This is a genomic window from Pseudomonas sp. GW821-FHT07F05 (genome assembly GCF_059418765.1).
Genome location: NZ_JBWKQL010000003.1, coordinates 717,241 through 740,216 on the forward strand (window position 1 = coordinate 717,241; position 22,976 = coordinate 740,216).

Below are 22,976 nucleotides of genomic sequence, written 5' to 3' on the forward strand. Positions count from 1 at the left end.
AGCAGCGGCGCGGGGCTCAGCGTCCTCAATGAATCCATCGGCCTGATGCACCAACTCAGCGAACGGGCCGACAGCAGCCGTGAACTCATCGAAGCCCTCAGCCAGCGCAGCGAAGACATCCAGCGTGTCACGGCAGTGATTCAGTCCATCGCCAGCCAGACCAACCTGCTCGCCCTGAACGCCGCCATCGAAGCCGCGCGCGCCGGCGAACACGGCCGTGGCTTTGCCGTTGTGGCCGACGAAGTGCGCGGACTGGCCGGGCGCACGGCGACGGCGACCAGTGAAGTGGGGGAGATGGTCGTCGATATTCAGCAGCGCACCCGTCAGGTGGTCGAGCAGATTCGGCAGTTATCGGGCGACCTGAGTGGCGGCGTCGCCCAGGTCGAATCCACCGGGCAGCAACTGGCGAACATCGCTCAGCTGGCGGTTGGGGTAGAGCAACAGGTGGGTGAAATCGCGCGGGGCGCCCAGACCAATCAGGAGCAATTGAGCAGCCTGTTCGTGGCCGTCGAGCAAATGCGCAGCGACCTTGCGATCAGCGATGACCAGACCCGGCGCCTGGCGCAGTCGGCGTTGCAGATGGAAGAGCAGGCGGAAACCATCAGCGAGCGCCTGGCCCAGGTCGGCCTGGATGACTACCACCAGCGCATTTATGACCTCGCCCGGGAAGGCGCCAGCCAGATCGCCGCGACGTTCGAGCAGGACATCGATCAGGGCCGGGTTAGCCTGAGCGATCTGTTCGACCGCACTTACCAGCCCATCCCCAACACCTCGCCGGCCAAGTACCAGACGCGCTTCGACCGCTACACCGATCAAACGCTGCCGGCCATTCAGGAACCGCTGCTGACGCGTCATGAGGGTCTGGTTTTCGCCATCGCCTGCACGCAGCAGGGTTACGTGCCGACCCACAATCAGGTGTTCAGCCGGCCGCTGACGGGTGATACGGCGGTCGACGCGGTGAACAACCGCAGCAAGCGCAAGTTCGACGACCGCACCGGCATTCGCTGTGGCAGTCACCAGCAGCCGGTGCTGTTGCAGACCTACACCCGCGACACCGGCGAACTGATGCACGATCTTTCCGTGCCCATCGTCGTCAAGGGGCGGCATTGGGGCGGGCTGCGGCTGGGTTATAGGCCGGAGAAAAGCTGAGGATCAAGCTGCAAGCTGCAAGTGAAGAGCAGTTATCAGTGATCGCGCGTCTTGTGGCTTGCCGCTTGAAGCTTGCAGATCTTCGGGGAGCGTCAATTGTACGACTTAGGCCCTTTAATTATTTAACCGTCCGATATTGAAGTAGGACGCGTCTGAAGTGCAGTTCCATCGGTTGACGGAACGTTAACTGCGATCATCCTGTGAGTATATGTCCGAATATGTAACCGCCTGTTCGGGACTCATGTCAGTACTCACGGATGAATCAAATGACAAAAAAAACTATCAGTCACGCGTCGGTCGATTCCCGCGCCGGCGCGCAGCAGGTCACCGTTCGCTTAGGTGTGTTTTTCGACGGGACCGGCAATAACCGGGTGAATAGCCAGATCGGCGCCGACTGCCAGGCCATGGCGGAAGTCTACGGCGGCGTGCATATAAAAGAATGTGGCGGTCGGCACACTGACGCCGGCAGCAGTTACAGCAACAGCCCGACCAATATCGCGCGACTGGCCGGGTTATATAAACAACAGCGCAAGGCAATCGTTAATGCAGACGGCCTGTTTGTGTATGGCGCGGTGTATGTCAGTGGCGTTGGCACGACCTCTGGCGGGCGCGATTCCCGCTTGTCGGGCCAGGGCTTCGGTCGCGGCACCACTGGCGTGGTGGCGAAAGTGTTGCGTGGCATCAAAAAGCTTGCCGATGAACTTCACACGTTTGAAAGCGACAACCCGGGTTGTGTCATCGGGGCGCTGGAGCTGGACGTGTTTGGCTTCAGTCGAGGAGCGGCGTCGGCCCGGCATCTGGCCAACGAAGTGCTGAAAAAATCCCGTGGCGCGCTGGACCCCGTGCTCGACCCCCGCAAATTGCCGCTTTCGGACAGCTTTTCATGGGCCAGTGGCAGCGTGCGGTTGAAGGTCATCGGCCTGTTCGACACGGTCGCCGCCGTGGGCGGGATTTCCGATCTGGGCAGCGTTCGGGATGCGGTCAACAAGCGGGTCAATCTGTTTTTGCCCCCCGGGTGCGCGCAGCAAGTGCTGCACCTGGTGGCCGGCGATGAGCATCGGCGCAACTTCGTGCTCAACAGTGTCAAGCCCGACTGGCCCCAGGAAATCGTACTGCCCGGCAGCCATTCGGACATCGGTGGCGGCTATCAGCCCCAGGAAATGGAGAAAGTCTCGCTGTTCCGGCCTCGCCGCAGCCTGGTCAGCGTCAGCACGCCTTATGACACGACGGATGCCTGGCTGCAGGCCCACGCCGAGCTGTCCACTCTTGATGCGGGGCGTCTGCTCGACCCCACCGATGACAGCGCCTCGCTGGGCGTGGAATGTTTCGAACGGTTCGCCAGCAGCTCACGCGGGGTCAAGACAGTGGTGGCGACGGTGAAGCTGGAGCGACGCGTCTACAACCACCTCGCCCTTGTTTACCTGCGGCTGATGCACGCGCTCGCATGCGACGAGGGCGTGCCGTTCCTGCCCATCAAAGAATCAGCGGAAACAAGCCTGCCACCGGAGTTGCGGCCCATAGCCGCCAAGCTGATCAGCCACGCCAAAGGGGAGGGCGGTGCGTTGAGTGACGCCGAGCAGACGCTGTTGTATCGGCGCTACATCCATCGCTCGGCCCACTGGAACAATGCCCGACGCGACGCGTTGGTCGATGGGTTGTTCGTGCATGCCCCTGCGCTCAATGGCCGGCAGACGTTCACCAATCTTGGTCAACTTGCTTATCCACAGTGAGCGAAATGCATTGAAGCAACGGGTGGCGATGATGGCGAATCCGGCAAAAAAAATGGCGGCCTTGGTAGGCCGCCATTTTTTTGCACGTGCGACGGGTCAGGTCGGGGTGTGCAGCAAGACGTTCAGCTCATCGACGATGGGTGCCCAGTCATCATCCAGCTGGATTTTTTCCTTCAACAGCGCCCCTTGTTGCGGCGACCAGAACTCGGCTTCGGACACTTTCACACCTTCCGGCAGATGATGCCCGGCGACGAACGCGTCGATGCTGGCCTGATCGGACTCCAGCCCCAATTGTTCGAACAACAGCTCAAGCGACGGCGTCATGATTTCCATTTTTTCTCCCGAACGGGTCAAGGACCCGGATTGGCGTGGTCAGTGAGTAACCTTCTGTTGCATGGGAGTGCGCGGGGCAGGCAAGAGTTCTAACTGATTGCCCGAAGGGCCACTGACACACCGCGTGCTTTTAGTGGGACCGGCTTCAGCCGGGAAAGCGTCAGGTGTCACACCGAAGAATTGAGGGCGCCCAAACAGGCCTCTTCCCGGCTGAAGCCAGTCCCACTGAACATCGTCTGACAAAAACCACTTCACACCGTACGAAAGGGATATATCCCGTATAGACTCACTGCCGGTAGAATCCATGCTAACGCCAGCGTCCGGCTTCAGGACGCACCATTTCTCGTTTCTTTCCCGCCCGGTCCGCTGTCCGGGCGGGTTCCTATCTGGTTGGGAGTTTGTACATTGGCAGTAGGTAATCTGGATACCCACGCATTATTCGTGCTCGGAGACGTGCGCGCGAAGTTGGTAAAGCTGTTCCAGGCGCGATTCGTTTATGTCATCGAACAATCCCCTGAAGGCATTTACATGTCGGAGATCGACACCGAAACCGCACTGGTGGTCGATGATAAGCCCGGGCTGGAACTCAAAGTGGGTGACCACTTCCGAGCCGCCGTATTGCCCAGCCGTGAAGGCGGCAAGTTCGAAATCCGCTTCCGCGACATCAAGATGACCATCTACGGTCTGGGCGAATACGCGTTTGTCGAAGTGCCTGAAGGCCACGGCATCGTCTTCAAAGAGTCCCACAGCATTTTCATGGTGTTCGCCGCCCACGAACAGATTCAAACCGGCCTGAGCAAAGTCCTCAAAGCCGCCACCGCCAAAGCCGCCAAATGGCGCAAGGGCGAACTGACGTTCAAAGCCAGCGAGTAAGCACAGCGCTTCAATACGCCTGCACACGGATCGCGCCCACATCCCCCACGCCCAAGCGATGGGTAGCGGGCCCGTCTGCGCCCGGAAAAAACCTTTAGCCCAGGCTCAATGCCCCTGCTGTCTGCCGTCGCTGACCTCGGGTGGCACGTCGTCGCCGGCCATGCGCTTGCGGAACAGCCCGGTGCGTGCCAGCAGCAAAGTGGTCACCGGAACGGTAATGGCCAGCAGGATCGGGATCAGCCACGCGTGCAACACGGGGCCGTCCTTCAGCGCCGAGAAGTAGACGATCGAGGCCAGCGCCACACACCATGCGCCGAGGGTCGAGGCCAGTGCGGGCGGGTGCATGCGCTGAAAAAAGTCCTTCATGCGCAGCAGACCCAGCGCGCCGATCAGGCCGAACAGGCTGCTCAGCACCAGCAGCGCGGCGGTCAGGACTTCGACCCAGAACGGCAGAACCTGCAACGAATTCATTCGATCACCTCACCGCGCAACAGAAATTTGGCCAGCGCGAATGAGCCGACGAAGCCGAACAGCGCGATCAGCAGCGCCGCTTCGAAATAGGTATCACTGGCGTAGCGAATCCCCAGCACCAGCATCATCAGCATCGCCAGGATGTACAGGTAATCCAGCGCCAATACCCGGTCCTGCGCCGACGGGCCTTTGAACAGGCGAATCAGGGTCAGGACCATGGCGATGGCGAACACCGACAGCGTAAAAAGGATCGCGTTTGTGAGCAGGGCGCTCATTGGAAAATCTCCATCAGTGGCCGTTCGTACGTGCTTTTGAAGTGCTCGATGAAGGCCGCTTCGTCGTCCAGATCGAACACATGCATCAGCAGCACGCTGCGATCCAGCGCCAGTTCGGACCAGACCGTGCCCGGCACCACTGTGCAGATCATCGCCAGCGCGGCGAGTCCATGGGCGTCGTGCAGGTCCAGCGGGACTTTGACGAAGGCCGAGCGTGGCGGGCGGCGACCCGCGCGCAGCACTCCCCACGCGACCGCCAGATTGGACACCACCACATCGCGACCCACCAGCAGGAACAAGCCCAGGGCGACGCCGGGTTTGCGGATCCGCGCCGGTGAGGGGCGCAACGGCGCGAAGATGTAGGGCGCGAAAAAACCGAGCAGGGCGCCCAGCAGCAGATTGCCCGGACTCAGGGACAGGTTGAGCAACAGCCACAACCCCCACAGCGACAGTGACAACAGCGGCGCTGGAAACAGACGCTTCATGGCTGCACCTCCGGCGTCGCCGAGGCCGGCCCCGGTATCGGCCTGGCTGCCTTGACCGACAGCACGTATTGCTGTGGATCATGCAGCGCCTGGGCGGTGTCCTGGGTGTAATGCAACAGCGCCTGGGCCTTGAACGTCAGTACGACCGCGCAGCCCACCAGCAAGGCGATCGGCAGGCACTCGTTGAGCCGCAGCAGGGGCGCCGCATGTTCCTGGGGCGTCCAGAAGCGCTTGATGCCGACACGCACGAAGGCAAACAGCGACGTCAGCCCGGAAATAATCAACAGCGCCACCAGCGTCCAGCTGTCAGCTCGAATGGCTTCGGCCTTCGCCACATCAAGGCCCAACGGATTGAGCAGGGCGCTGATCAGCGTCAGCTTGCCGAGGAAGCCCGACAACGGCGGCATGCCGATGATCAACAGCGCGCAGGCAATGAAACTCAAGCCCAGAAACGCCATCGTCCAAGGGATGACGTGGCCGACCACGGCCTTTTGCTCGTCATCCAGATTGGTACCCGGCACCGGGTGCAACGACTCCAGTGCCTTGGGCAACTGGTCGGCGTCCTCGTCGAGGGCGATGTCGTTGGCCGAGCGTGAGCGCTCGATCAGCTCCGCCAGCAGGAACAGCGCACTCAGCGCCAGGGTTGAGCTGACCAGATAGAACAATGCCCCCGCCGTGAGGCTAGGCTGCGCGAAACCGACCGCCGAGAGCAGAATCCCCGCCGACACCAGAATGCTCAGACTGGCCATGCGCTCCAGGCGCTGGGCGGCGACCACGGAAATCGCCGCCACGCTGACGGTGGCCATGCCGCCCCAGATCAGCCAGTCCCCGCCGAAGAACGCCGATGCGCCGGCCTGACCGGAAAACAGCAGCGTCCACAACCGCAGCAGGGTGTAGAAGCCGACTTTGGTCATGATCGCGAACAGCGCCGCCACCGGTGCGCTGGCGGCAGAATAGGCCGGCACCAGCCAGAAATTCAGCGGCCACATGCCGGCCTTGGCCAGAAACGCGACCGCCAGAATGGCCGCGCCTGCGTGCAGCAAGCCCAAGTCGCCCTCCGGCACCTGAGGGATTTTTATCGCCAGATCCGCCAGGTTCAGCGTGCCGGTCACGCCATAGATCAACGCCGCGCCGATCAGGAACAGCGACGAGGCCAGCAGGTTGATGGTGATGTAATGCAGGCCCGCCGACACCCGCGCCCGTCCCGAACCGTGCAGCATCAGGCCATAAGACGCCGCCAGCAGCACTTCGAAGAACACGAACAGGTTGAACAGGTCAGCGGTGAGAAACGCGCCATACAACCCCATCAGTTGAATCTGAAACAGCGCGTGAAAACTCGCCCCCGCGCGATCCCAGCGGGCCAGGGCGAAGAGCAGGGCGCAGAAGGCGACGATGCCGGTCAGCACCAGCATCAGCGCCGACAGGTGATCGACCACCAGCACGATGCCGAATGGCGCCTCCCAGTTGCCCGGCAGGTACACACCGATGGAACCGGTGGTGCCGGTTTTCTGCACCCACATCATCAGCGTGATGGCGATGGCCAGGCCGAGCCCGGTGGAGAACAGGTTGATACGCGCTTTCAGCGGGCGATGTTTCTCGCCGAGCCACAGCATCAGCGCAGCGGTCAGCACCGGCAGCAGGATCGGTGCGACGATCAGTTGGTTCATCACACTCATTCACCCAGCTCCCGGCCGTCGACGTGGTCGTTGCCGGTCAGACCGCGCGACGCCAGCAGCACCACCAGAAACAGCGCGGTCATGGCGAAACTGATGACGATGGCCGTCAGCACCAGCGCCTGGGGCAGGGGATCGGTGTAATTGAGCAAATCCTGGGGCACACCGTCCTTGATGATCGGCTCCTTGCCGATGAACAGACTGCCCATGCTGAAGATGAACAGATTGACGCCGTAGGACAGCAGGCACAGGCCCATGACGACCTGAAAGGTCCGTGGACGCAGGATCAGCCACACGCCGGAGGCGGCGAGCACGCCGATGGCAATGGCAATGACTTCTTCCATCAGATGGCTCCTTGTGAAATCGGGCTGTCGGTCGGGACCGGTTCAATGGGCTGCGGCAGCGAGGTCGGGCGATGGCTGCGCACCGACTGGTGAGCCAGCGCCGTGAGGATCAGCAGGGTCGAGCCGACCACCACCGCGTACACGCCGATGTCGAAAAACAGCGCGCTGGCGATGTGCAGGTCACCCAGTATCGGCAGGACCACGTGTGCGGTGTGGGTGGTCATGAACGGATAACCCAAGGCCATCGAACCCAGCCCCGTGGCCAGCGCGAAGAACAGACCGGTCCCCATCCAGCGCAACGGCCGCAGGCTCATGTTGGCCTCGACCCACTGGGTGCCGGCGACCATGTATTGCAGGATGAACGCCACCGACATCACCAGCCCGGCGACGAAACCGCCACCCGGCTGGTTATGCCCGCGCATGAACAGGTACATCGACACCACGAAGGCCACCGGCAAGAGAAGGCGCACCAGCACCGCCGGCACCATCATGAAGCCCAGTGCCGTGTCGGCGGCATGACGCGGATTGACCAGATCGGTGACCACGTCACGGGCCAGCAAACGCTGTTGGGCCGGCAGGGCGATGCTTTCTTTCGGCGGGCGGAAGCGACGCAGCAGCGCAAAGACCGTCAGCGCCACCACGGCCAGCACGGTGATTTCGCCAAAGGTGTCGAAGCCACGGAAGTCCACGAGCATGACGTTGACGGCATTGGTGCCGCCGCCCTGGGCCAAGGCGCGGCTCAGGTAAAACTCGGAAATGGCGTTCGGCGTCGGCCGCGTCAGCATGGCGTAGGACAACAGCGCCATGCCGCCACCCACCGCCACGGCGAGGACGAAATCGCGGATCCGCCGCACCTTGGCCCGGCGTCGCGCCTGGGAAGGTGGCGGCACGTTTTCGTTGCGTCGCGGCAGCCAGCGCAGGCCCAGCAGGATCAACACCGTGGTGACGACTTCCACCGCCAGTTGGGTCAGTGCCAGGTCCGGCGCGGAAAACCAGACGAAGGTCACGCAGGTCATCAATCCGCAGACGCTGACCATGGTCACGGCCGCCAGACGATGATATTTGGCTTGCCACGCAGCGCCGATGGCGCAGGCAATCGCAATCAGCCAGAGCATCACGAACACCCCGGAGCCCGGAATCTTCGGTCGATCGCCCCAGCTCAGCCCGCTCTCGTACATCGGCACAAAGCCGGCGACCAGCGCGGCCAGCACCATCAGAAACAGCTGCGCCTGCAAGCGACGCGTGGTCAACAGCCCCACCAGTCGGCGGGCGCCGCGCATCTTCAGCACCAGCACGCGCTCGAACATGCGCTTGCCGTTCAGGCGCCAGATCAGCGGCGGCCCGTTCACCTGCTTGCGCTTGATCGGCCCGCGCAGCAGCAGGTACAGAACGATACCGCCGGCCATGGCGATCAGGCTCATGATCATCGGCGCGTTCAGCCCGTGCCAGATCGCCAGGCTGTATTCGGGCAATTCCCCCCCGGCCACTGGCTGCGCTGCGGCGGCCAGCAACGGGCCGACGGAGTGCGTGGGAAAAATGCCGACGATCAGGCAGGCCAGCACCAGCAATTCCACCGGCAGGCGCATCCAGCGCGGTGGCTCGTGGGGCGTGTGGGGCAGGCGCGTGGCTTTCGGGCCGAAGAACACATCGACGGTGAAGCGCAGGGAATAGGCCACGCTGAAAATCCCGGCGATCGTGGCGATCACCGGCAGGGCGATCTCGACCCAGTCGGTCGAGGTGATGAACACCGTTTCCGCGAAGAACATTTCCTTGGACAGGAAGCCGTTCAGCAGCGGCACCCCGGCCATTGACGCGCTGGCGACCATCGCCAGCGTCGCGGTGTAGGGCATCAGCTTGATCAGCCCGCTGAGCTTGCGGATGTCGCGGGTGCCGCTTTCGTGGTCGATGATCCCCGCCGCCATGAACAGCGACGCCTTGAACGTGGCGTGGTTGAGGATGTGAAACACCGCCGCGACGGCGGCCAGCGGGCTGTTCAGGCCCAGCAGCAGGGTGATCAGCCCCAGGTGACTGATGGTGGAATAGGCCAGCAGGCCCTTGAGGTCGTTTTGAAACATGGCCGAATAAGCGCCGATCACCAGCGTGGCGGCCCCTGCGCCGCTGACGATCCAGAACCACTGTTCGCTGCCCGAGAGCGACGGCCACAGGCGCGCCAGGAGGAACACGCCGGCCTTGACCATGGTCGCCGAGTGCAGATACGCCGACACCGGCGTCGGTGCCGCCATGGCGTGGGGCAGCCAGAAATGGAAAGGGAATTGCGCGCTCTTGCTCAGCGCGCCGATCAGAATCAGCGTCAGCAGCACCGGGTACAGGGCGTGGGCGCGAATCGCATCGCCCGAGGCCAGCACGCGATCCAGGTCATAACTGCCGACGACGTGCCCGAGCAGCATCATCCCCACCAGCAGCGCGAGGCCGCCGGCGCCGGTGACCATCAGCGCCATGTAAGCGCCGCGCCGGGCGTCGGCGCGGTGGTGCCAGTAGCCGATCAGCAGGAACGAGAAGACGCTGGTCAGCTCCCAGAAGAACACGATCTGAATGAGGTTGCCGGACATGACCAGCCCGAGCATGGCGCCCATGAACGCCAGAAAGAATGAGAAAAAACGCGGCACCGGGTCGTCCGGCGACATGTGTTAACGCGCATACAGCGACACCAGGGCGCCGATCCCCAGCACCAGCATCGAGAACAGCCAGGCAAAGCCGTCCAGACGCAGGACGAAATTCAGCCCCAGGCTGGGCAGCCAGAAAAACTCTTCTCTGATGACCCCGCCGTGGGCGATTTGCGGATACCACAATGCCACCTGCACCGCGCCGATCAAGGCGATCAGGCCGGCGAGGATGGATTCACTGTTGCGTGCATTGTGCGGCAAAAGCGCCGCCAGACAGCTGCCGACGAAGGGCAGAAGCAGTAGAACTATCAGGGACATAGGTTTCTAATCTGCGGAGAAATGTCAAGGATCATACGTGCAGGGTCCGGGATGACCAAACGCCAAGATGTCGCAGAATCCTACAAAGTTTGTAGGCAGCAGCGTAGTTGACAGTCTGTGTCGCGTAAGGTTGGCGGCTATCTGCCCTACTGTGGGAGCGAGCTTGCTCGCGAAGGGGCCGGGGCAAAGTGCCGATTGGCGACCTGTTCCGATTAGGCGACAATGCCGGCCTGTTTCCGGAGCGCCCCCATGTCTGATTCCATTGCCCCCATGTCTGATTCCATTGAAAGCCCCGCCGTCGATGCCGTGCTCGACGCCACCGGCCTCAATTGCCCCGAGCCGGTCATGATGCTGCACCAGAAGGTGCGTGACTTGCCCCCCGGCGGCTTGCTCAAGGTGATCGCCACCGATCCGTCCACCCAGCGTGATATCCCCAAATTCTGTGTCTTCCTCGGCCACGAGCTGGTGGACAAACAGGCGGGCGACGGCGAGTTCCTCTACTGGATCCGCAAGAAGCTCGACTGATTGGCTGCGTACCGGCTGACGCATTTCGCATCGCGCTGGCTCGGCAGGGCGCTGGCGCCTACACTGCGGCCACTCCAGGAGCCCTGACATGCGCATAGTTGCCGACGAAAACATTCCCCTGCTCGACGCCTTCTTCGCAGGCATCGGTGACATCCAGCGTTATCCGGGCCGCACGCTCGACCGCGCTGCCGTCGCCGACGCCGATATTTTGCTGGTGCGCTCGGTGACCCGCGTTGACCGCGCCTTGCTCGAAGGCACGCCGGTGCGCTTTGTCGGCACCTGCACCATCGGTACCGATCACCTCGACCTCGATTACTTCAAGGAAGCCGGCATTCAATGTTCCAGCGCCCCTGGCTGCAACGCCCGTGGCGTGGTGGACTACGTGCTGGGCAGCCTGCTCACCCTGGCGGAAATCGAAGGCGTCGAGCTTGCCAGCCGCACTTACGGCGTGGTCGGGGCGGGGCAGGTCGGCGGCCGCTTGATCAAGGTTTTGCGCGGCCTGGGCTGGAATGTTCTGGTCTGCGACCCGCCGCGTCAGGCCAGCGAAGGCGGCGATTACGTCAGCCTCGACGAGATCATCGCCCGCTGCGATGTGATCAGCCTGCACACACCGCTGGATAAAACCGGCAACACGCCCACCTGGCACCTGTTCGACCGCGCCCGGCTGCAGCAGCTCAAGCCGGGCGCCTGGCTGATCAACGCAGCGCGCGGCCCGGTGGTCGATAACGTCTCCCTCCGCCAGGTGCTGCTGGAACGTGAAGACCTGCAAGCGGTGCTGGACGTCTGGGAGAAAGAACCGGCGGTCGACGTCGAACTTGCCGAGCTGTGCGTCATCGGCACCCCGCACATCGCTGGCTACAGCCTCGACGGCCGGCAGCGCGGCACGGCGCAGATCTATCACGCCCTGTGTGCGCACCTTGACCAGCCGGCGAGCATCCGTCTTGAAGACCTGCTGCCCAAGCCCTGGCTGGCGCAAGTCACGCTGGACGCTGCCACCGATCCGGTCTGGGCACTGAACGCGCTGTGTCGCGGCGTTTACGATCCACGCCGCGACGACGCGGATTTTCGCCGCAGTCTGGTGGGCGATGCCCAGAGCCAACGCCTGGCCTTCGACGCCTTGCGCAAGCATTACCCGCCCCGCCGGGAAATCGACAGCCTGCAGGTGCGCATCAACGGCGAGTCGGCGGCCTTGCGTCAGATCGTCGAGGCCCTCGGCGCAACGGTTGTGGGTGACTGATCGGCGCCCATAAAAAACCCGGCGCCATGGCCGGGTTGGAATCAAATCTGCACATCAGTCTTGTTTTTCGGGCTGTACCCAGTACTTCTCGCATTCCTGACAGGCCGCCTGAACCATTTCTTCAGTGATCAGGATTTCCTGGCCGTTTCCGTCGAGAATCGCGCCGCCCAGCTGCAGCTCGGGTTGAGGGCGGAACACGGGTTCTTGATTGCTGCTGCTTTGCAAGCTCATGGCCTGTCTCCTCATCAGGTAAGTGCGCATCGATGGTAATCACGACGGCATGACCGCGCCGTGACAGCATTCCTTGACTGACGACGGCCGACGGAGTTCAGCGAAAGCTGACGAGCGTGCGCGGGGAGGGAGGTGTAGGCTCTGCGGCTGATTCGTCTTCCGGGTGTCCTCCATGGCTTCAGTCTTTTCCGGCCGTCAGCGGCATGCCATTCGTCTTGCCCTGCGCATGATCGCGCCGTACCGCAAGCAAGCCATCGGTGCGTTGCTCGCGCTGGTGGTCACCGCCGCCATCACCCTGTCGATGGGGCAGGGCATCCGGCTGATGGTCGATCAGGGTTTCATGACCCGTTCGCCGACGCTGCTCAACGAAACCATTGGCCTGTTCATGGGGCTGGTGGTCGCCCTCGCCATCGGCACCTTTGCCCGCTTCTATCTGGTTTCCTGGATCGGCGAACGGGTGGTCGCCGATCTGCGCAAGCAGGTGTTCGACCATCTCGTCAGCCTGCACCCCGGTTTCTACGAGAACAACCGCAGCTCGGAAATCCAGTCGCGCCTGACCGCCGATACCACGCTGCTGCAATCGGTGATCGGCTCGTCGCTGTCAATGTTCCTGCGCAATGCGCTGATGGTCATCGGCGGGATCATCCTGCTGTTCTTCACCAACCCCAAGCTCACCAGCATTGTGGTCGTGGCGTTGCCCCTGGTGATCGCGCCGATCCTCATTTTCGGGCGGCGCGTGCGCAGTCTGTCGCGGGAGAGTCAGGACCGCGTGGCGGATGTCGGCAGCTACGTGTCCGAGGCCCTGGGGCAGATCAAAACCGTTCAGGCCTACAACCATCAGGAGCAGGATCGGCAGCGTTTCGCGCAGACCGCCGAAGGCGCCTTCGAGACGGCACGCAAGAGGATATTGCAGCGCTCGTGGCTGATCACACTGGTGATCGTGCTGGTGCTGGGCGCGGTCGGCGTGATGCTCTGGGTCGGCGGCATGGACGTGATCGCCGGCCGCATCTCCGGCGGCGAGCTGGCGGCGTTCGTGTTCTACAGCCTGATCGTCGGCAGCGCATTCGGCACCCTCAGCGAGGTCATCGGTGAGATGCAACGGGCAGCGGGCGCGGCAGAGCGCATCACCGAATTACTGCAGGCGCGCAGCGAAATCACTGCGCCTGCCAGTGATCTGCTCACGCTGCCCGAACGCATCAGCGGTCGCCTGGCGCTGGAAAACCTGAGTTTCGCCTACCCCTCACGCCCGGAGCGCAATGCGTTGGACGGCTTGAGCCTGACCGTCGAAGCGGGTGAAACCCTGGCGCTGGTCGGGCCTTCCGGTGCGGGCAAGTCGACGCTGTTCGACCTGCTGCTGCGTTTTTACGACCCGCAGCAGGGACGCGTGCTGATCGAAGGCATCCCCGCCGAACGCTTGGACCCGCTGGACTTGCGCCGCTGCTTCGCCTGGGTGTCGCAAACCCCTGCGCTGTTTTTCGGCTCGGTGGAGGACAACATTCGCTACGGCAACCCGGCGGCCAGCGTCGAGCAAGTGGAGGCGGCGGCGCGGATTGCCCATGCCCATGAATTCATTCAGCTGCTGCCCCAGGGTTATCAAACCCACTTGGGTGACGGCGGCATGGGCTTGTCGGGCGGACAGCGTCAGCGGCTGGCCATCGCGCGAGCTTTGCTGGCCGATGCGCCGATTCTGTTGCTCGACGAAGCCACCAGCGCACTGGATGCCCAGAGTGAGTATCTGATTCAGCAGGCATTGCCGACGTTGATGAAGGGTCGCACGACCCTGGTGATCGCCCACCGACTGGCGACGGTGCAGAACGCGGACCGGATTGCGGTCATGGATCAGGGGAAACTGGTCGCGGTAGGAACCCACCGCGAGCTGATTGCCAGCAACCCGCTGTACGCGCGGTTGGCGGCCTTGCAGTTCAATGCCGGGGTGGAGCAGGTCGGCTGAGTGCCGACCTGAATCTGCGCATCAGTCTTTGCGGTATTCGCAGAGGTAAGCGGTTTCTTCGGTCGCTTCGACATCGAATTTGACGTTCGCCGGGATTTTAAAACTCTCACCGGCGTTGAAGGTTTCCCAGTCATTGGCGCCCGGTAGCAGCACTTTCAGGGAGCCCGAGATCACATGCATGATTTCGCGGTCGCTGGTGCCGAAGTTGTATTTTCCGGAAGCCATGACGCCGATGGTCGCGTCGCCTGCTGCTTGCTTGAAGGCGATGGATTTGACGGTACCGTCGAAATACTCGTTGACCTTGAACATGGCTGATCTCCTTGGGAAGGGCTGGAAAAGGCCGGACAGTATGCCGAACGTACAAAAGGCCGTCATCCGCTTTGAGAGATGCGTCACGCTTCAGCCGGGAATCACCAGCGGTAACAAACGTGCGGTATTGCGCGCGTCCGACAGTGCCCGGTGTTGCTGGCCGTTGAAATGCATTCCCGCCAGTTGCAGCGCAGTGTTCAGGCCGCAGGGTTTTTGCAGGTGACGGGCTTTGGCGAAGCGTTGTTTCAGGTTGATGTGGGGCAGGGTGGCGAGTTCGCTGGTGAGCTGGTGCTGGCGCCAGTCCTGTTGCAGCTGCTGCCGATCGTAATCGCCCCAACTGGACCAGGCGACCAGTCGCTCGCGGTGTTGAGCAATCCAGCGTTCGAACTGTGGCCATACCGCCGGCAGCGTCAAGGCACTGTCGATAAAGCTCTGCTGGATGTGCGTCAGCTCCCGGCAGAAGGGCGTGAGCAACGGGCGGCGCACGGGCCGCACGAAGCGTTCGAAATGGTCGATTTCGCGCCCGTCCTGATTGACCAGCGACGCACCGATTTCAATGATTTCCATTTCCGCCACCGGCCATCCGCCCTCTTCAGTGGTGGCCTCCAGGTCTATCACCAGCCAGTAGGGCATCTCGAACTCCTGTTTCATAACCTGCGGCAGCGCCATGGAGCGTAGCCACATCACGGCCGTCACGTCCAATTGCCCGGCGCGGATGATCCATGATTGGGACTCGCGGCAGGCGGGAAGGTTTGCAGGACCCTCTTCTTTTGTAGCGCCTGACTGGCAAATGGCCGGGACAGCCCTTGCCTGGCTGACGCGCCTCGGCATAAATTGCATGCGGACCCGCTCCTCATATAAAGCGCAGCGCGGTCGATAACGCAAAGGACAAGGACAGCTTCAGCGCTTTATGGTGGGACCGGCTTTAACCGGGAAAGCGTCGGGCGACACCCCACAAAGCGGGTGGCACTCAGTCGGGGTTCTTCCCGGCTAAAGCCGGTCCTGCAAAGACATCGCGCGCACTCAGCCGGGATGTGGGCCAAAAGGGAAAGGGGGCAGCAAGGCGCAAGGAGGGCGAGAGTTGGAACGACAGAGGCGATTTAGCTTCCGTTTGACCGTTGTCTAATTGATCGCGAACGCATAGCTTACGTACTCCGTTTCGCCTGAGGTCCTTGTCTTGATGTCCACGCCGATGCGGATGGCTTTTAAAACCCTGCTGTTCACGACCACAACGCTGTGGGCCTGGCAGGCCGGTGCGACCCAGATCGTGCGAATTGGCGCGGCGCATTTCCCGCCGTACACGATCCGCCCCGAGCGCGGTGAAGACACCGGGCTCTTGCCGCAGATGATCAGCGCACTGAACGCGATGCAGAACGACTACCGCTTTGAAGCGGTGCCCACGTCCATCCCGCGCCGGTTTCGCGATTTCCAGCAGGCGCGCTTTGACATGGCCATTTTCGAAAACCCCGACTGGGGCTGGAAAGGCATTCCCCACGAAGATGTCGACATGGGGCTGGAAGACGCCGAGGTTTTCGTGGCGCACCGCTTGCAGGGCAGGACCCAGACGTATTTCGAGGAGTTGCACGGCAAGCGCCTTGCACTGTTCAGCGGCTATCACTATGCGTTCGCGGGTTTCGACGCCGACCCTAAATTTCTCGCCGACAATTACAACGCCACGCTGACCTATTCCCACGACAGCAACCTGCTGATGGTGCTGCGTGACCGCGCGGACATTGCACTGGTAACGCGCTCCTACCTGAGCACGTTCATGTCGAACAACCCGCAGGACGCCGATCAGTTTCTGGTGTCGGACCGCGTGGATCAGGTGTATCGGCACTACGCGTTGTTGCGCCCGGACGCACCCATCAGCGGCGAACGCTTCAGCGAACTGCTGAAGAAACTCCGAGAGAACGGGGAGATGTTCAAGATCTTTCAGCCGTTTCGTATCGCCGTGACGCCGCAGGCCACTCATCACGCGGTGGCCCAGGGCGAAGGTGCGAAGAGCGACTGACGAAGGCACCTATTACCTGCCGGGAACGCGCAGCGGGTGATGGTGATAAGGCTGAGGCGATGGGGGAGCGCTGAAAACGCGCTCCCACAGCGTGCTTCAGCAGCATTGGTGGGCAGGGTGGTTCAGCGGTCTCGCGCTTCTTTTGCGTCCATCTCGGCATTGCGCTCGTGAACGCGCTTGAGCTGTTCATCGGTCAGGGGCAGTTTCTTCGCTGAATCCTTGAGCATCAGCAGACCGCCGACGATCGAGCCGATTGCAACGACCAGAATTAACCAGGCATACCAGGGCATAACGCTCTCCTTCTTGTGATAAGGCTTGGAGCAGCGGCGCTGTCCAGTGGTTCAATTGTAGGAGATGCACGACGCCTGGCGCGGGTCGGGCAGGCATTTACCGATTGCCGGGTCCCGCCCTGCGGGATGTTCGGCTACAATGCGCGCCGATTTCGACTTGCCAGAGAACCCGCTCATGTCCGCCTGCCAGACCCCCATCATCGTCGCCCTGGATTTCCCGACCCGCGAAGCCGCGTTGAATCTGGCTGATCAGCTGGACCCTAAGCTGTGCCGGGTCAAAGTGGGCAAGGAGCTGTTCACCAGCTGCGCATCGGACATCGTCGAAACCCTCAACGCCAAGGGCTTCGAAGTGTTCCTGGACCTCAAATTTCATGACATTCCCAACACCACGGCGATGGCGGTGAAGGCCGCCGCTGAAATGGGCGTGTGGATGGTCAATGTGCACTGCTCCGGCGGCCTGCGCATGATGGCGGCTTGCCGTGACGTGCTGGATCAGCGCACTGGCCCCAAGCCGCTGTTGATCGGCGTGACCGTGCTGACCAGCATGGAGCGCGAGGATCTGGCCGGGATCGGTCTGGACATCGAGCCCCAAGAGCAAGTCCTGCGGTTGGCGGCGCTGGCTGAGAAAGCCGGGATGGACGGTCTGGTGTGTTCCGCGCTGGAAGCCCAGGCGCTGAAAGCGGCGCACCCGTCACTGCAACTGGTAACCCCGGGCATTCGTCCGGCCGGCAGCGCGGTGGACGATCAGCGTCGCATTCTGACGCCGCGTCAGGCGCTGGATGCGGGTTCTGATTACTTGGTCATCGGCCGCCCGATCAGCCAGGCGGCCGATCCGGCGAAAGCGTTGGCGGCGGTGGTTGCAGAGTTGGCTTGATCCGCTCTTGCAGTTGAATCGCCGGCAAATGCCGGCGGTTCCTGGCTCAAAAACCGCTGCGTTTCAGGATTGAGTCCATGCTTTCCTTCGATGGTCGGCCGTAGAACTTCAGCAGTTCCGAAGCCCGGTTGGTGAAGAACCCGTCCACGCCTTGTTCGCTGATCGCCTTGAAATCCACGGCGTCATCCACGGTGTACGGGTGAACGATCATCCCGCGATCATGGGCCATCTTGTTCATCCACGGCTGCACCAGATCACTGTAGCTCTGGTCCCCGCCGTTCTTCAGCGCTGCCGATGGCCCGGTCCCCACCGCGCCGTGGGCTTTGGCCCAGTCCATCCAGGCGGCAAATTCCTCTTTCGATTTCACCTGCTGGCTGGCGTAGAAGCTGGCCTTGTCCTTGGCCCCCGAGTCCTTGAACGTCTTGCCCGACGCCGTTTCGATGTAGCCATCACCCAGCCACAGCAGCAGGACTTTCGGCGTATCGGGCATGCTCTTCTGCAGCAATTCCAGGCTTGGTTTTTCAAAGGTCTGCAGCACCACGCGGCCCGGCATGTGGGCGACGTTGACATAGCCTTTCTCGGCGGCAGGACGCTGGCTCAGCCAACCACGCTGATCGAGCTTCTTCTTCAAATCCTCTTCAATGCCCGGAAACTGCGCCGGCACCTTGGTTTCGATGTACAGACCGGGCTTGTTCTTGCCGCCTTCGGCGATGTCGATGACCTCGTCCAGCGTCAGAATCTTCAGCCCGACGTAGGTGGCGCGGGCGCGATCGGGGTAGGCCTTGTTGAACCACGAGCCTGCGTCCAGGCGCTTGATTTCTTCCAGCGTGAAGGTGTTCAGCGGGTCCTTGGCCCGTTGCGGGTAGACCTCGGCGATATTGGTGGTGCGCTCCAGCGTGTTGTCATGCAGCGCGATGAGCACGCCATCCCTGGTGCGCTGGATGTCCATCTCCAGGTAGTCCGCGCCCAGCTCGCGGGCCAGCGTGTAGGACGGGACCGTCTCCTCGGGCGCATTGAACGATGCACCGCGATGGGCAATGACCGCCGGCCATGGCACGCCGATCTTCGCCGCCAGCGCCCGACCCGGTTCTTTGCCGGTGTCAGTGGCCGCCAGGGCCACGGCGGATGACAACAACACACCGGCGATCGCGGCGCCGCTCAACGTTCTGGATAATCCTTTCAACATGGTTCTGACGTTCCTTATTGTGCAAGTCCGTTCATGGCGCAGCCGTTGCCGCACCGCGTGGCACATCGTTTTGTTGTGAAAAATCAGGTGCCGCAGGGCTCAAACCTTAAACAGCAACGGGCATGGCGGGCAACCGGGGTTGTCGTTTTGGGGGGAATGGCTGTCGGTTTGATGGAAATAGTTGAGGCCACAGCTGGTCCGTTGATCCGGTATTGGGTGCCTTAAAGTGTCGGCGTTCCGTGTGACGTTAATGGGTCTGCCGGGCTAATGCGCAGCGTCATAACTATGGATTTCCATGTTCGCCCCTGCCCAACCGCTCTCACTCGCGCTACTGTCAGCACCTCGAATTTCGCTTGGCGGAGGGATGATGAAAACGGTGTTGGTGCTGGTTGAAAGCGTGAACATGTATTTACCGATTCTGGAAAGCAGCGGCTTTCGCCTGATTCTGGCGCCGACGCCGGCGATGCGCGCCGAGGCGGTGGCGAATGGCGGTGAGGAGATTGATGCGGTGCTGACCCGTGGGCCGCTGGGGTTCACTGCCGAGGAAATGGCGGCGCTGCCGAACCTTGGGATCATCTGTGTGATTGGCGCGGGCTACGAGCGTGTCGACCTCGAAGCCGCCGAGGCGCGGGGCATCGTGGTGACCAATGGGGCGGGGGTGAACGCCCCGACGGTGGCGGACCACGCGATGGCCTTGCTGCTGGCAGCGGTTCGCGACATTCCCCAGGCCGACGCGTCGGTGCGCCGCAGCGAATGGCGCAAGGTCACACGGCCCTCGTTCTCCGGCAAACGCCTGGGCATTCTCGGCCTTGGTTCGGTCGGGATGGCCATCGCCAAACGCGCGCTTGGGTTTGACATGGTCATCCACTATCACAGCCGCTCACCCCGGGCGGGCGTGGATTTCAACTATTGCGCGACCCCGCTGGCGCTGGCCGAAGCGTCGGACGTTCTGGTGGTCGCGACGCCGGGCGGCGGGTCGACGCGGCACCTGATCGACAAGGCGGCCATCGATGCGTTGGGCGCGGACGGCTTCCTCGTCAACATCGCCCGGGCCAGTGTCGTCGACACCGATGCGCTGATCGACGCGCTTCAGCACGGCCGCCTGGCCGGGGCGGCGCTGGACGTATTCGATGACGAGCCCCACGTCCCCGATGCCCTGAAAGCCTTGAACAACGTGGTCCTTACGGCGCATCTGGCAGGATTGTCGCCGGAAGCATCCCGCGACACGGTGCAAATGGTCGCCGACAACCTGCTGGCGTTCTACGCGGGCAAGCCGGTGCTGACGCCTGTTCACAGCTGATACGCGGTGGGTGCGGCGATATCGACCGCAGAACGCTCTCTGACAAAAAAGGAATCGCCCATGTCTTCATCTTCTGTATTGAAAGTCGCTCTGGTCACAGGCGCCGGCAGCGGTATTGGCCGCGCCGTGGCGCTGCAACTGCTGGCTGACGGCTTTGCCGTGGTGCTGGCCGGACGTCGGCCCGAGCCGTTGCAGGCGCTGGTCGATCAGGCCGAGGCTGCCGGGCAGCAGGCGCTGGCGGTGCCGACGGATGTGCGCGATCCGGCCAGCGTCGAAGCGTTGTTCGCGACCATTGAACGCACATTCGGTCGACTGGACGTTTCGTTCAATAACGCTGGCATCGGCGCACCGGCGGTGCCAATGGATGAGCTGTCGGTGGAGCAGTGGAAGAACGTCATCGACACCAACGTCACCGGGATGTTTTTGTGCGTGCGCGCCGCCTTCGGCCTGATGCGACGCCAGGTGCCTCAGGGCGGACGAATCATCAACAACGGCTCGATTTCGGCGCACACGCCACGGCTGTTCAGCTCGCCCTATACGTCCAGCAAACACGCCGTGCTGGGCCTGACCAAAAGCACCGCGCTGGACGGTCGCCAGTTCAATATTGCCTGCGGTCAGATCGACATCGGCAATGCCCTCACCGAAATGACCGGTCGCATGACCAAAGGCGTTTTGCAGCCCAACGGTGAGCTGCAGGTCGAGCCAACCATGAACGTGCAGCACGTCGCCGAAGCGGTGAGTTACATGGCCGGGCTGCCGTTGTCGGCCAACGTGCTGAACATGACCGTCATGGCCAGTGGTATGCCGTTTGTGGGGCGTGGCTGATCTGTCGGCTCGGCTCGTTGCGTTGAGCTGCGTTGTTTTGTCCAAAACCAAATGGGATCTGTCCAACCCGGCTGAGCGATCAACCGCCACACTCAACCCCATGCCGAGCCACCTTTAATCAAGGACACTGCCATGACCGAGTTCGTTATCGCCCCCGTTGCCACACCCTCCCTGGCGGTCGCCGGGACGTCCAACCGTTTTCCGATTCGTCGGGTGTTCTGCGTCGGCCGCAATTACTCCGATCACGCCCGGGAAATGGGCCACGATCCCGACCGCGAGCCGCCTTTCTTCTTCATGAAGCCCGCTGACGCCGTGGTGCCCGCTGAAGGCCAGATTGCTTACCCGCCGCTCACCGAGGACCTGCATCACGAGATCGAACTGGTCGTGGCGATCGGCAAGGACGGCGTGAATATCGACCCGCAGGACGCCTTGACCCATGTCTGGGGCTATGGCGTCGGCCTGGACCTCACACGCCGCGACTTGCAGGCCCAGGCCAAGAAAATGGGCCGGCCATGGGAGTGGGCCAAAGCCTTCGACGCCTCCGCGCCCGCCACACCGCTGCGCCCGGTCAGCGAGATCGGCCATCCGGAAGCCGGCGCGATCTGGCTGGACGTCAATGGCGAGCGCCGTCAGCGTGGCGATCTGTCTGATCAGATCTGGGCGGTCAGGGACGTGATCGCCTACCTGTCGCAGTCGGTCGGAGTCAAGGCGGGCGACCTGATCTACACCGGCACGCCGGCCGGGGTAGGCGCTTTGCAGCGCGGTGATGTGGTCACCGCCGGGATCGAAGGCATTGCCGAGCTGAATCTGACAATCGGCTGATCCCACGTTACGCCCGCCTGAGAATCCTTTGGTTCGGCTGCCGCCGTTGCCCTACCATGGGGGCAGTCCGAACCCGCGATTTCAGGTGTTTCAGCGATGTCCCATCCCTCCCGCATCCAGACCTATGGCATGCAGCAGCGCAGCGACCGCATGGATTTCTACATCCGTGACAAGTCCGCCCGACCCGCGCTGACGGCGCCCCATCGTCATGACTATTTCCAGATCCAGATCAACCTCGGCGGCGACACCGTGCAGCACATCGGCGGCGCGGTCAGGCCGTTTCCGCGCAACACCCTGGCGTTCATCCTGCCCCATCGCCTGCATGTGATTCCGCACCCGGAAGACGGCAACTTTGTCGTCATCAACTTTTCTCAGGACTTTCTCCTGCAGCATCTGCAGTGCGATCCGATGGACCTTGAAGACGTGCCCGTCGCCGAGGCGCCTGAGCTGGCGCCGTTCCGGTTTCAGGAACATCTGGATTTCACCCTTGATGACGCCGACTTCGCCGAGGTGACCGCGCTGCTGGTGCAGATGCGCGACATGGATCGCGGCAGGCAGTTGGGCTCCGGCGCCATTCTGCGGGGCTGCCTGCTGCAGCTGATCGGCACGGTGTGCAATCGCTATGAAGCGCAGTTGCTGGCGCTGTCGGCGAACAAGGCCGAGCGGCGGGGACGGCGCGATGCGATGAGTCGGGTGATCGACTATATTCGCGCGCACATTGCCGATCCTGCCATGACCCTCACCGATGCCGCGGCGGCGGCCTTTCTGTCGCCCAATTACCTGACCCACCTGCTGCGCAAGGAAACCGGCAGCAGTTTTTCCGAACTGGTCCTGGAGCGGCGCATGCGGCTGGCGCGCACGCATTTGATGAACAGCAGCAAACCCCTGAACCACATCGCCGAGATCTGCGGGTTTACCGACGAAGCGTATTTTTCACGGCGCTTTCGCAAAGCCCACGGCATGCCGCCGGGCCAGTTTCGCCGGGAGCGGCGGGGTGGTTGAACGGGTTGGTTCCGCTCCACATCTATCTTCAGCGAACGCGGCCCTTGTGGGAGTGAGCTTGCTCGCGAAGGCTGCCTTCCATCCGCGAGTGATCTAGCGGATGTACCGGCCCCTTCGTGAGCAAGCTCACTCCCACAG

Annotated in this window: 23 protein-coding genes and 1 pseudogene; 12 read left to right on the forward strand and 12 right to left on the reverse strand. The window is 62.5% G+C overall.

Annotated elements, in window-relative coordinates:
- Window positions 1-45 precede the first annotated feature (45 nt).
- The gene (locus tag AC07RO_RS10975) at window positions 46-1,149 is read left to right on the forward strand and encodes a methyl-accepting chemotaxis protein (RefSeq protein WP_495086040.1); all 1,104 of its coding nucleotides are present in this window, start codon (window positions 46-48) and stop codon (window positions 1,147-1,149) included.
- Between the two features lie 266 nt (window positions 1,150-1,415).
- Window positions 1,416-2,879, forward strand: coding sequence for a T6SS phospholipase effector Tle1-like catalytic domain-containing protein (locus AC07RO_RS10980; RefSeq protein ID WP_495086005.1), 1,464 nt, complete (start codon window positions 1,416-1,418; stop codon window positions 2,877-2,879).
- A gap of 96 nt (window positions 2,880-2,975) precedes the next feature.
- Here AC07RO_RS10980 and AC07RO_RS10985 read toward each other — a convergent pair whose 3' ends face one another.
- A complete protein-coding gene (locus AC07RO_RS10985) occupies window positions 2,976-3,212 on the reverse strand; it encodes a DUF2789 family protein (protein WP_192174044.1) in 237 nt (78 codons plus the stop codon).
- 405 nt (window positions 3,213-3,617) lie between these two features.
- On the opposite strand from AC07RO_RS10985, the gene AC07RO_RS10990 reads away from it, so the two are divergent.
- The gene (locus tag AC07RO_RS10990) at window positions 3,618-4,085 is read left to right on the forward strand and encodes a hypothetical protein (RefSeq protein WP_192174043.1); all 468 of its coding nucleotides are present in this window, start codon (window positions 3,618-3,620) and stop codon (window positions 4,083-4,085) included.
- Window positions 4,086-4,190: 105 nt separating this feature from the next.
- On the opposite strand, the gene AC07RO_RS10995 is transcribed toward AC07RO_RS10990, so the two are convergent.
- The 6 genes and pseudogenes from AC07RO_RS10995 to AC07RO_RS11020 all read right to left on the reverse strand — a co-directional run bounded on the left by AC07RO_RS10995 (window position 4,191) and on the right by AC07RO_RS11020 (window position 10,275).
- Window positions 4,191-4,556 carry a Na+/H+ antiporter subunit G gene (locus tag AC07RO_RS10995; protein ID WP_192174042.1) on the reverse strand — a complete coding sequence of 122 codons (366 nt, stop codon included), beginning with the start codon at window positions 4,554-4,556 and terminating at the stop codon, window positions 4,191-4,193.
- Entirely contained in the window at window positions 4,553-4,831 is a 279-nt protein-coding gene (locus AC07RO_RS11000) for a K+/H+ antiporter subunit F (RefSeq protein WP_192174041.1), read from the reverse strand. Before AC07RO_RS11000 ends, AC07RO_RS10995 begins: the two co-directional genes overlap by 4 nt.
- On the reverse strand, window positions 4,828-5,316 hold the full coding sequence (locus tag AC07RO_RS11005; RefSeq protein ID WP_282372397.1) for a Na+/H+ antiporter subunit E: 489 nt from the start codon (window positions 5,314-5,316) through the stop codon (window positions 4,828-4,830). The genes AC07RO_RS11000 and AC07RO_RS11005 overlap by 4 nt, the downstream gene beginning before the upstream one ends.
- A complete protein-coding gene (locus AC07RO_RS11010) occupies window positions 5,313-6,992 on the reverse strand; it encodes a monovalent cation/H+ antiporter subunit D (protein ID WP_192174039.1) in 1,680 nt (559 codons plus the stop codon). The genes AC07RO_RS11005 and AC07RO_RS11010 overlap by 4 nt, the downstream gene beginning before the upstream one ends.
- Window positions 6,989-7,333, reverse strand: coding sequence for a Na+/H+ antiporter subunit C (locus tag AC07RO_RS11015; RefSeq protein WP_065986226.1), 345 nt, complete (start codon window positions 7,331-7,333; stop codon window positions 6,989-6,991). The genes AC07RO_RS11010 and AC07RO_RS11015 overlap by 4 nt, the downstream gene beginning before the upstream one ends.
- Window positions 7,333-10,275 (reverse strand): annotated as a pseudogene (locus AC07RO_RS11020) (monovalent cation/H+ antiporter subunit A). Before AC07RO_RS11020 ends, AC07RO_RS11015 begins: the two are co-directional and overlap by 1 nt.
- 270 nt (window positions 10,276-10,545) lie before the next feature.
- Here AC07RO_RS11020 and tusA point away from each other — a divergent pair.
- Both tusA and pdxB read left to right on the forward strand, forming a co-directional pair.
- The gene (gene tusA / locus AC07RO_RS11025; RefSeq protein ID WP_282372422.1) at window positions 10,546-10,800 is read left to right on the forward strand and encodes a sulfurtransferase TusA; all 255 of its coding nucleotides are present in this window, start codon (window positions 10,546-10,548) and stop codon (window positions 10,798-10,800) included.
- A gap of 88 nt (window positions 10,801-10,888) precedes the next feature.
- Window positions 10,889-12,037, forward strand: a complete 1,149-nt coding sequence (pdxB, locus tag AC07RO_RS11030) for a 4-phosphoerythronate dehydrogenase PdxB (RefSeq protein WP_495086006.1) — start codon at window positions 10,889-10,891, stop codon at window positions 12,035-12,037.
- Window positions 12,038-12,091: 54 nt separating this feature from the next.
- Here the strand turns inward: pdxB and AC07RO_RS11035 are convergent, their stop codons facing one another.
- Window positions 12,092-12,268 (reverse strand): PA1571 family protein, encoded by a 177-nt coding sequence (locus AC07RO_RS11035; protein WP_346631040.1) that lies wholly within the window; start codon window positions 12,266-12,268, stop codon window positions 12,092-12,094.
- Between the two features lie 172 nt (window positions 12,269-12,440).
- On the opposite strand from AC07RO_RS11035, the gene AC07RO_RS11040 reads away from it, so the two are divergent.
- Complete coding sequence (locus AC07RO_RS11040) at window positions 12,441-14,219, forward strand: ABC transporter transmembrane domain-containing protein (RefSeq protein WP_495086007.1); 1,779 nt, start codon at window positions 12,441-12,443, stop codon at window positions 14,217-14,219.
- Window positions 14,220-14,240: 21 nt separating this feature from the next.
- Here the strand turns inward: AC07RO_RS11040 and ppnP are convergent, their stop codons facing one another.
- Both ppnP and AC07RO_RS11050 read right to left on the reverse strand, forming a co-directional pair.
- A complete protein-coding gene (gene ppnP / locus AC07RO_RS11045; RefSeq protein ID WP_192174033.1) occupies window positions 14,241-14,528 on the reverse strand; it encodes a pyrimidine/purine nucleoside phosphorylase in 288 nt (95 codons plus the stop codon).
- Between the two features lie 90 nt (window positions 14,529-14,618).
- Complete coding sequence (locus tag AC07RO_RS11050; protein WP_282372406.1) at window positions 14,619-15,161, reverse strand: 3'-5' exonuclease; 543 nt, start codon at window positions 15,159-15,161, stop codon at window positions 14,619-14,621.
- A gap of 547 nt (window positions 15,162-15,708) precedes the next feature.
- On the opposite strand from AC07RO_RS11050, the gene AC07RO_RS11055 reads away from it, so the two are divergent.
- A complete protein-coding gene (locus tag AC07RO_RS11055; RefSeq protein WP_192174031.1) occupies window positions 15,709-16,539 on the forward strand; it encodes a substrate-binding periplasmic protein in 831 nt (276 codons plus the stop codon).
- A gap of 122 nt (window positions 16,540-16,661) precedes the next feature.
- Here the strand turns inward: AC07RO_RS11055 and AC07RO_RS11060 are convergent, their stop codons facing one another.
- Window positions 16,662-16,829 carry a DUF2897 family protein gene (locus tag AC07RO_RS11060; protein WP_065986232.1) on the reverse strand — a complete coding sequence of 56 codons (168 nt, stop codon included), beginning with the start codon at window positions 16,827-16,829 and terminating at the stop codon, window positions 16,662-16,664.
- A 175-nt stretch (window positions 16,830-17,004) separates the two neighbouring features.
- Between AC07RO_RS11060 and pyrF the strand changes: the two genes are divergently transcribed.
- Complete coding sequence (pyrF, locus tag AC07RO_RS11065) at window positions 17,005-17,703, forward strand: orotidine-5'-phosphate decarboxylase (protein WP_282372423.1); 699 nt, start codon at window positions 17,005-17,007, stop codon at window positions 17,701-17,703.
- 46 nt (window positions 17,704-17,749) lie between these two features.
- Here the strand turns inward: pyrF and AC07RO_RS11070 are convergent, their stop codons facing one another.
- Window positions 17,750-18,889: a glycerophosphodiester phosphodiesterase gene (locus AC07RO_RS11070; protein WP_495086008.1), complete on the reverse strand. Its 1,140-nt coding sequence runs from the start codon at window positions 18,887-18,889 to the stop codon at window positions 17,750-17,752.
- A 367-nt stretch (window positions 18,890-19,256) separates the two neighbouring features.
- Between AC07RO_RS11070 and AC07RO_RS11075 the strand changes: the two genes are divergently transcribed.
- The 4 genes from AC07RO_RS11075 (at window position 19,257) to AC07RO_RS11090 (ending at window position 22,838) form a co-directional block, all read left to right on the forward strand.
- Window positions 19,257-20,189, forward strand: coding sequence for a 2-hydroxyacid dehydrogenase (locus AC07RO_RS11075; protein WP_495086009.1), 933 nt, complete (start codon window positions 19,257-19,259; stop codon window positions 20,187-20,189).
- A 60-nt stretch (window positions 20,190-20,249) separates the two neighbouring features.
- The gene (locus AC07RO_RS11080) at window positions 20,250-21,014 is read left to right on the forward strand and encodes an SDR family oxidoreductase (protein ID WP_282372411.1); all 765 of its coding nucleotides are present in this window, start codon (window positions 20,250-20,252) and stop codon (window positions 21,012-21,014) included.
- A 132-nt stretch (window positions 21,015-21,146) separates the two neighbouring features.
- The gene (locus tag AC07RO_RS11085; RefSeq protein ID WP_495086010.1) at window positions 21,147-21,836 is read left to right on the forward strand and encodes a fumarylacetoacetate hydrolase family protein; all 690 of its coding nucleotides are present in this window, start codon (window positions 21,147-21,149) and stop codon (window positions 21,834-21,836) included.
- Between the two features lie 96 nt (window positions 21,837-21,932).
- Window positions 21,933-22,838: a helix-turn-helix transcriptional regulator gene (locus AC07RO_RS11090; RefSeq protein ID WP_495086011.1), complete on the forward strand. Its 906-nt coding sequence runs from the start codon at window positions 21,933-21,935 to the stop codon at window positions 22,836-22,838.
- Window positions 22,839-22,976: the final 138 nt, after the last annotated feature.

Coding starts and splice junctions, on each gene's coding strand:
- AC07RO_RS10980 (WP_495086005.1), top strand. CDS start 1,416: ATGACAAAAAAAACTATCAGTCACGCGTCGGTCGATTCCCGCGCCGGC.
- AC07RO_RS11060 (WP_065986232.1), bottom strand. CDS start 16,829: ATGCCCTGGTATGCCTGGTTAATTCTGGTCGTTGCAATCGGCTCGATC.
- tusA (WP_282372422.1), top strand. CDS start 10,546: ATGTCTGATTCCATTGAAAGCCCCGCCGTCGATGCCGTGCTCGACGCC.
- ppnP (WP_192174033.1), bottom strand. CDS start 14,528: ATGTTCAAGGTCAACGAGTATTTCGACGGTACCGTCAAATCCATCGCC.
- AC07RO_RS10985 (WP_192174044.1), bottom strand. CDS start 3,212: ATGGAAATCATGACGCCGTCGCTTGAGCTGTTGTTCGAACAATTGGGG.
- pyrF (WP_282372423.1), top strand. CDS start 17,005: ATGTCCGCCTGCCAGACCCCCATCATCGTCGCCCTGGATTTCCCGACC.
- AC07RO_RS11000 (WP_192174041.1), bottom strand. CDS start 4,831: ATGAGCGCCCTGCTCACAAACGCGATCCTTTTTACGCTGTCGGTGTTC.
- pdxB (WP_495086006.1), top strand. CDS start 10,889: ATGCGCATAGTTGCCGACGAAAACATTCCCCTGCTCGACGCCTTCTTC.
- AC07RO_RS11080 (WP_282372411.1), top strand. CDS start 20,250: ATGTCTTCATCTTCTGTATTGAAAGTCGCTCTGGTCACAGGCGCCGGC.
- AC07RO_RS11010 (WP_192174039.1), bottom strand. CDS start 6,992: ATGAGTGTGATGAACCAACTGATCGTCGCACCGATCCTGCTGCCGGTG.
- AC07RO_RS11040 (WP_495086007.1), top strand. CDS start 12,441: ATGGCTTCAGTCTTTTCCGGCCGTCAGCGGCATGCCATTCGTCTTGCC.
- AC07RO_RS11075 (WP_495086009.1), top strand. CDS start 19,257: ATGAAAACGGTGTTGGTGCTGGTTGAAAGCGTGAACATGTATTTACCG.
- AC07RO_RS11035 (WP_346631040.1), bottom strand. CDS start 12,268: ATGAGCTTGCAAAGCAGCAGCAATCAAGAACCCGTGTTCCGCCCTCAA.
- AC07RO_RS11090 (WP_495086011.1), top strand. CDS start 21,933: ATGTCCCATCCCTCCCGCATCCAGACCTATGGCATGCAGCAGCGCAGC.
- AC07RO_RS11050 (WP_282372406.1), bottom strand. CDS start 15,161: ATGCCCTACTGGCTGGTGATAGACCTGGAGGCCACCACTGAAGAGGGC.
- AC07RO_RS11055 (WP_192174031.1), top strand. CDS start 15,709: ATGTCCACGCCGATGCGGATGGCTTTTAAAACCCTGCTGTTCACGACC.
- AC07RO_RS10995 (WP_192174042.1), bottom strand. CDS start 4,556: ATGAATTCGTTGCAGGTTCTGCCGTTCTGGGTCGAAGTCCTGACCGCC.
- AC07RO_RS11015 (WP_065986226.1), bottom strand. CDS start 7,333: ATGGAAGAAGTCATTGCCATTGCCATCGGCGTGCTCGCCGCCTCCGGC.
- AC07RO_RS11005 (WP_282372397.1), bottom strand. CDS start 5,316: ATGAAGCGTCTGTTTCCAGCGCCGCTGTTGTCACTGTCGCTGTGGGGG.
- AC07RO_RS11070 (WP_495086008.1), bottom strand. CDS start 18,889: ATGTTGAAAGGATTATCCAGAACGTTGAGCGGCGCCGCGATCGCCGGT.
- AC07RO_RS11085 (WP_495086010.1), top strand. CDS start 21,147: ATGACCGAGTTCGTTATCGCCCCCGTTGCCACACCCTCCCTGGCGGTC.
- AC07RO_RS10975 (WP_495086040.1), top strand. CDS start 46: ATGCACCAACTCAGCGAACGGGCCGACAGCAGCCGTGAACTCATCGAA.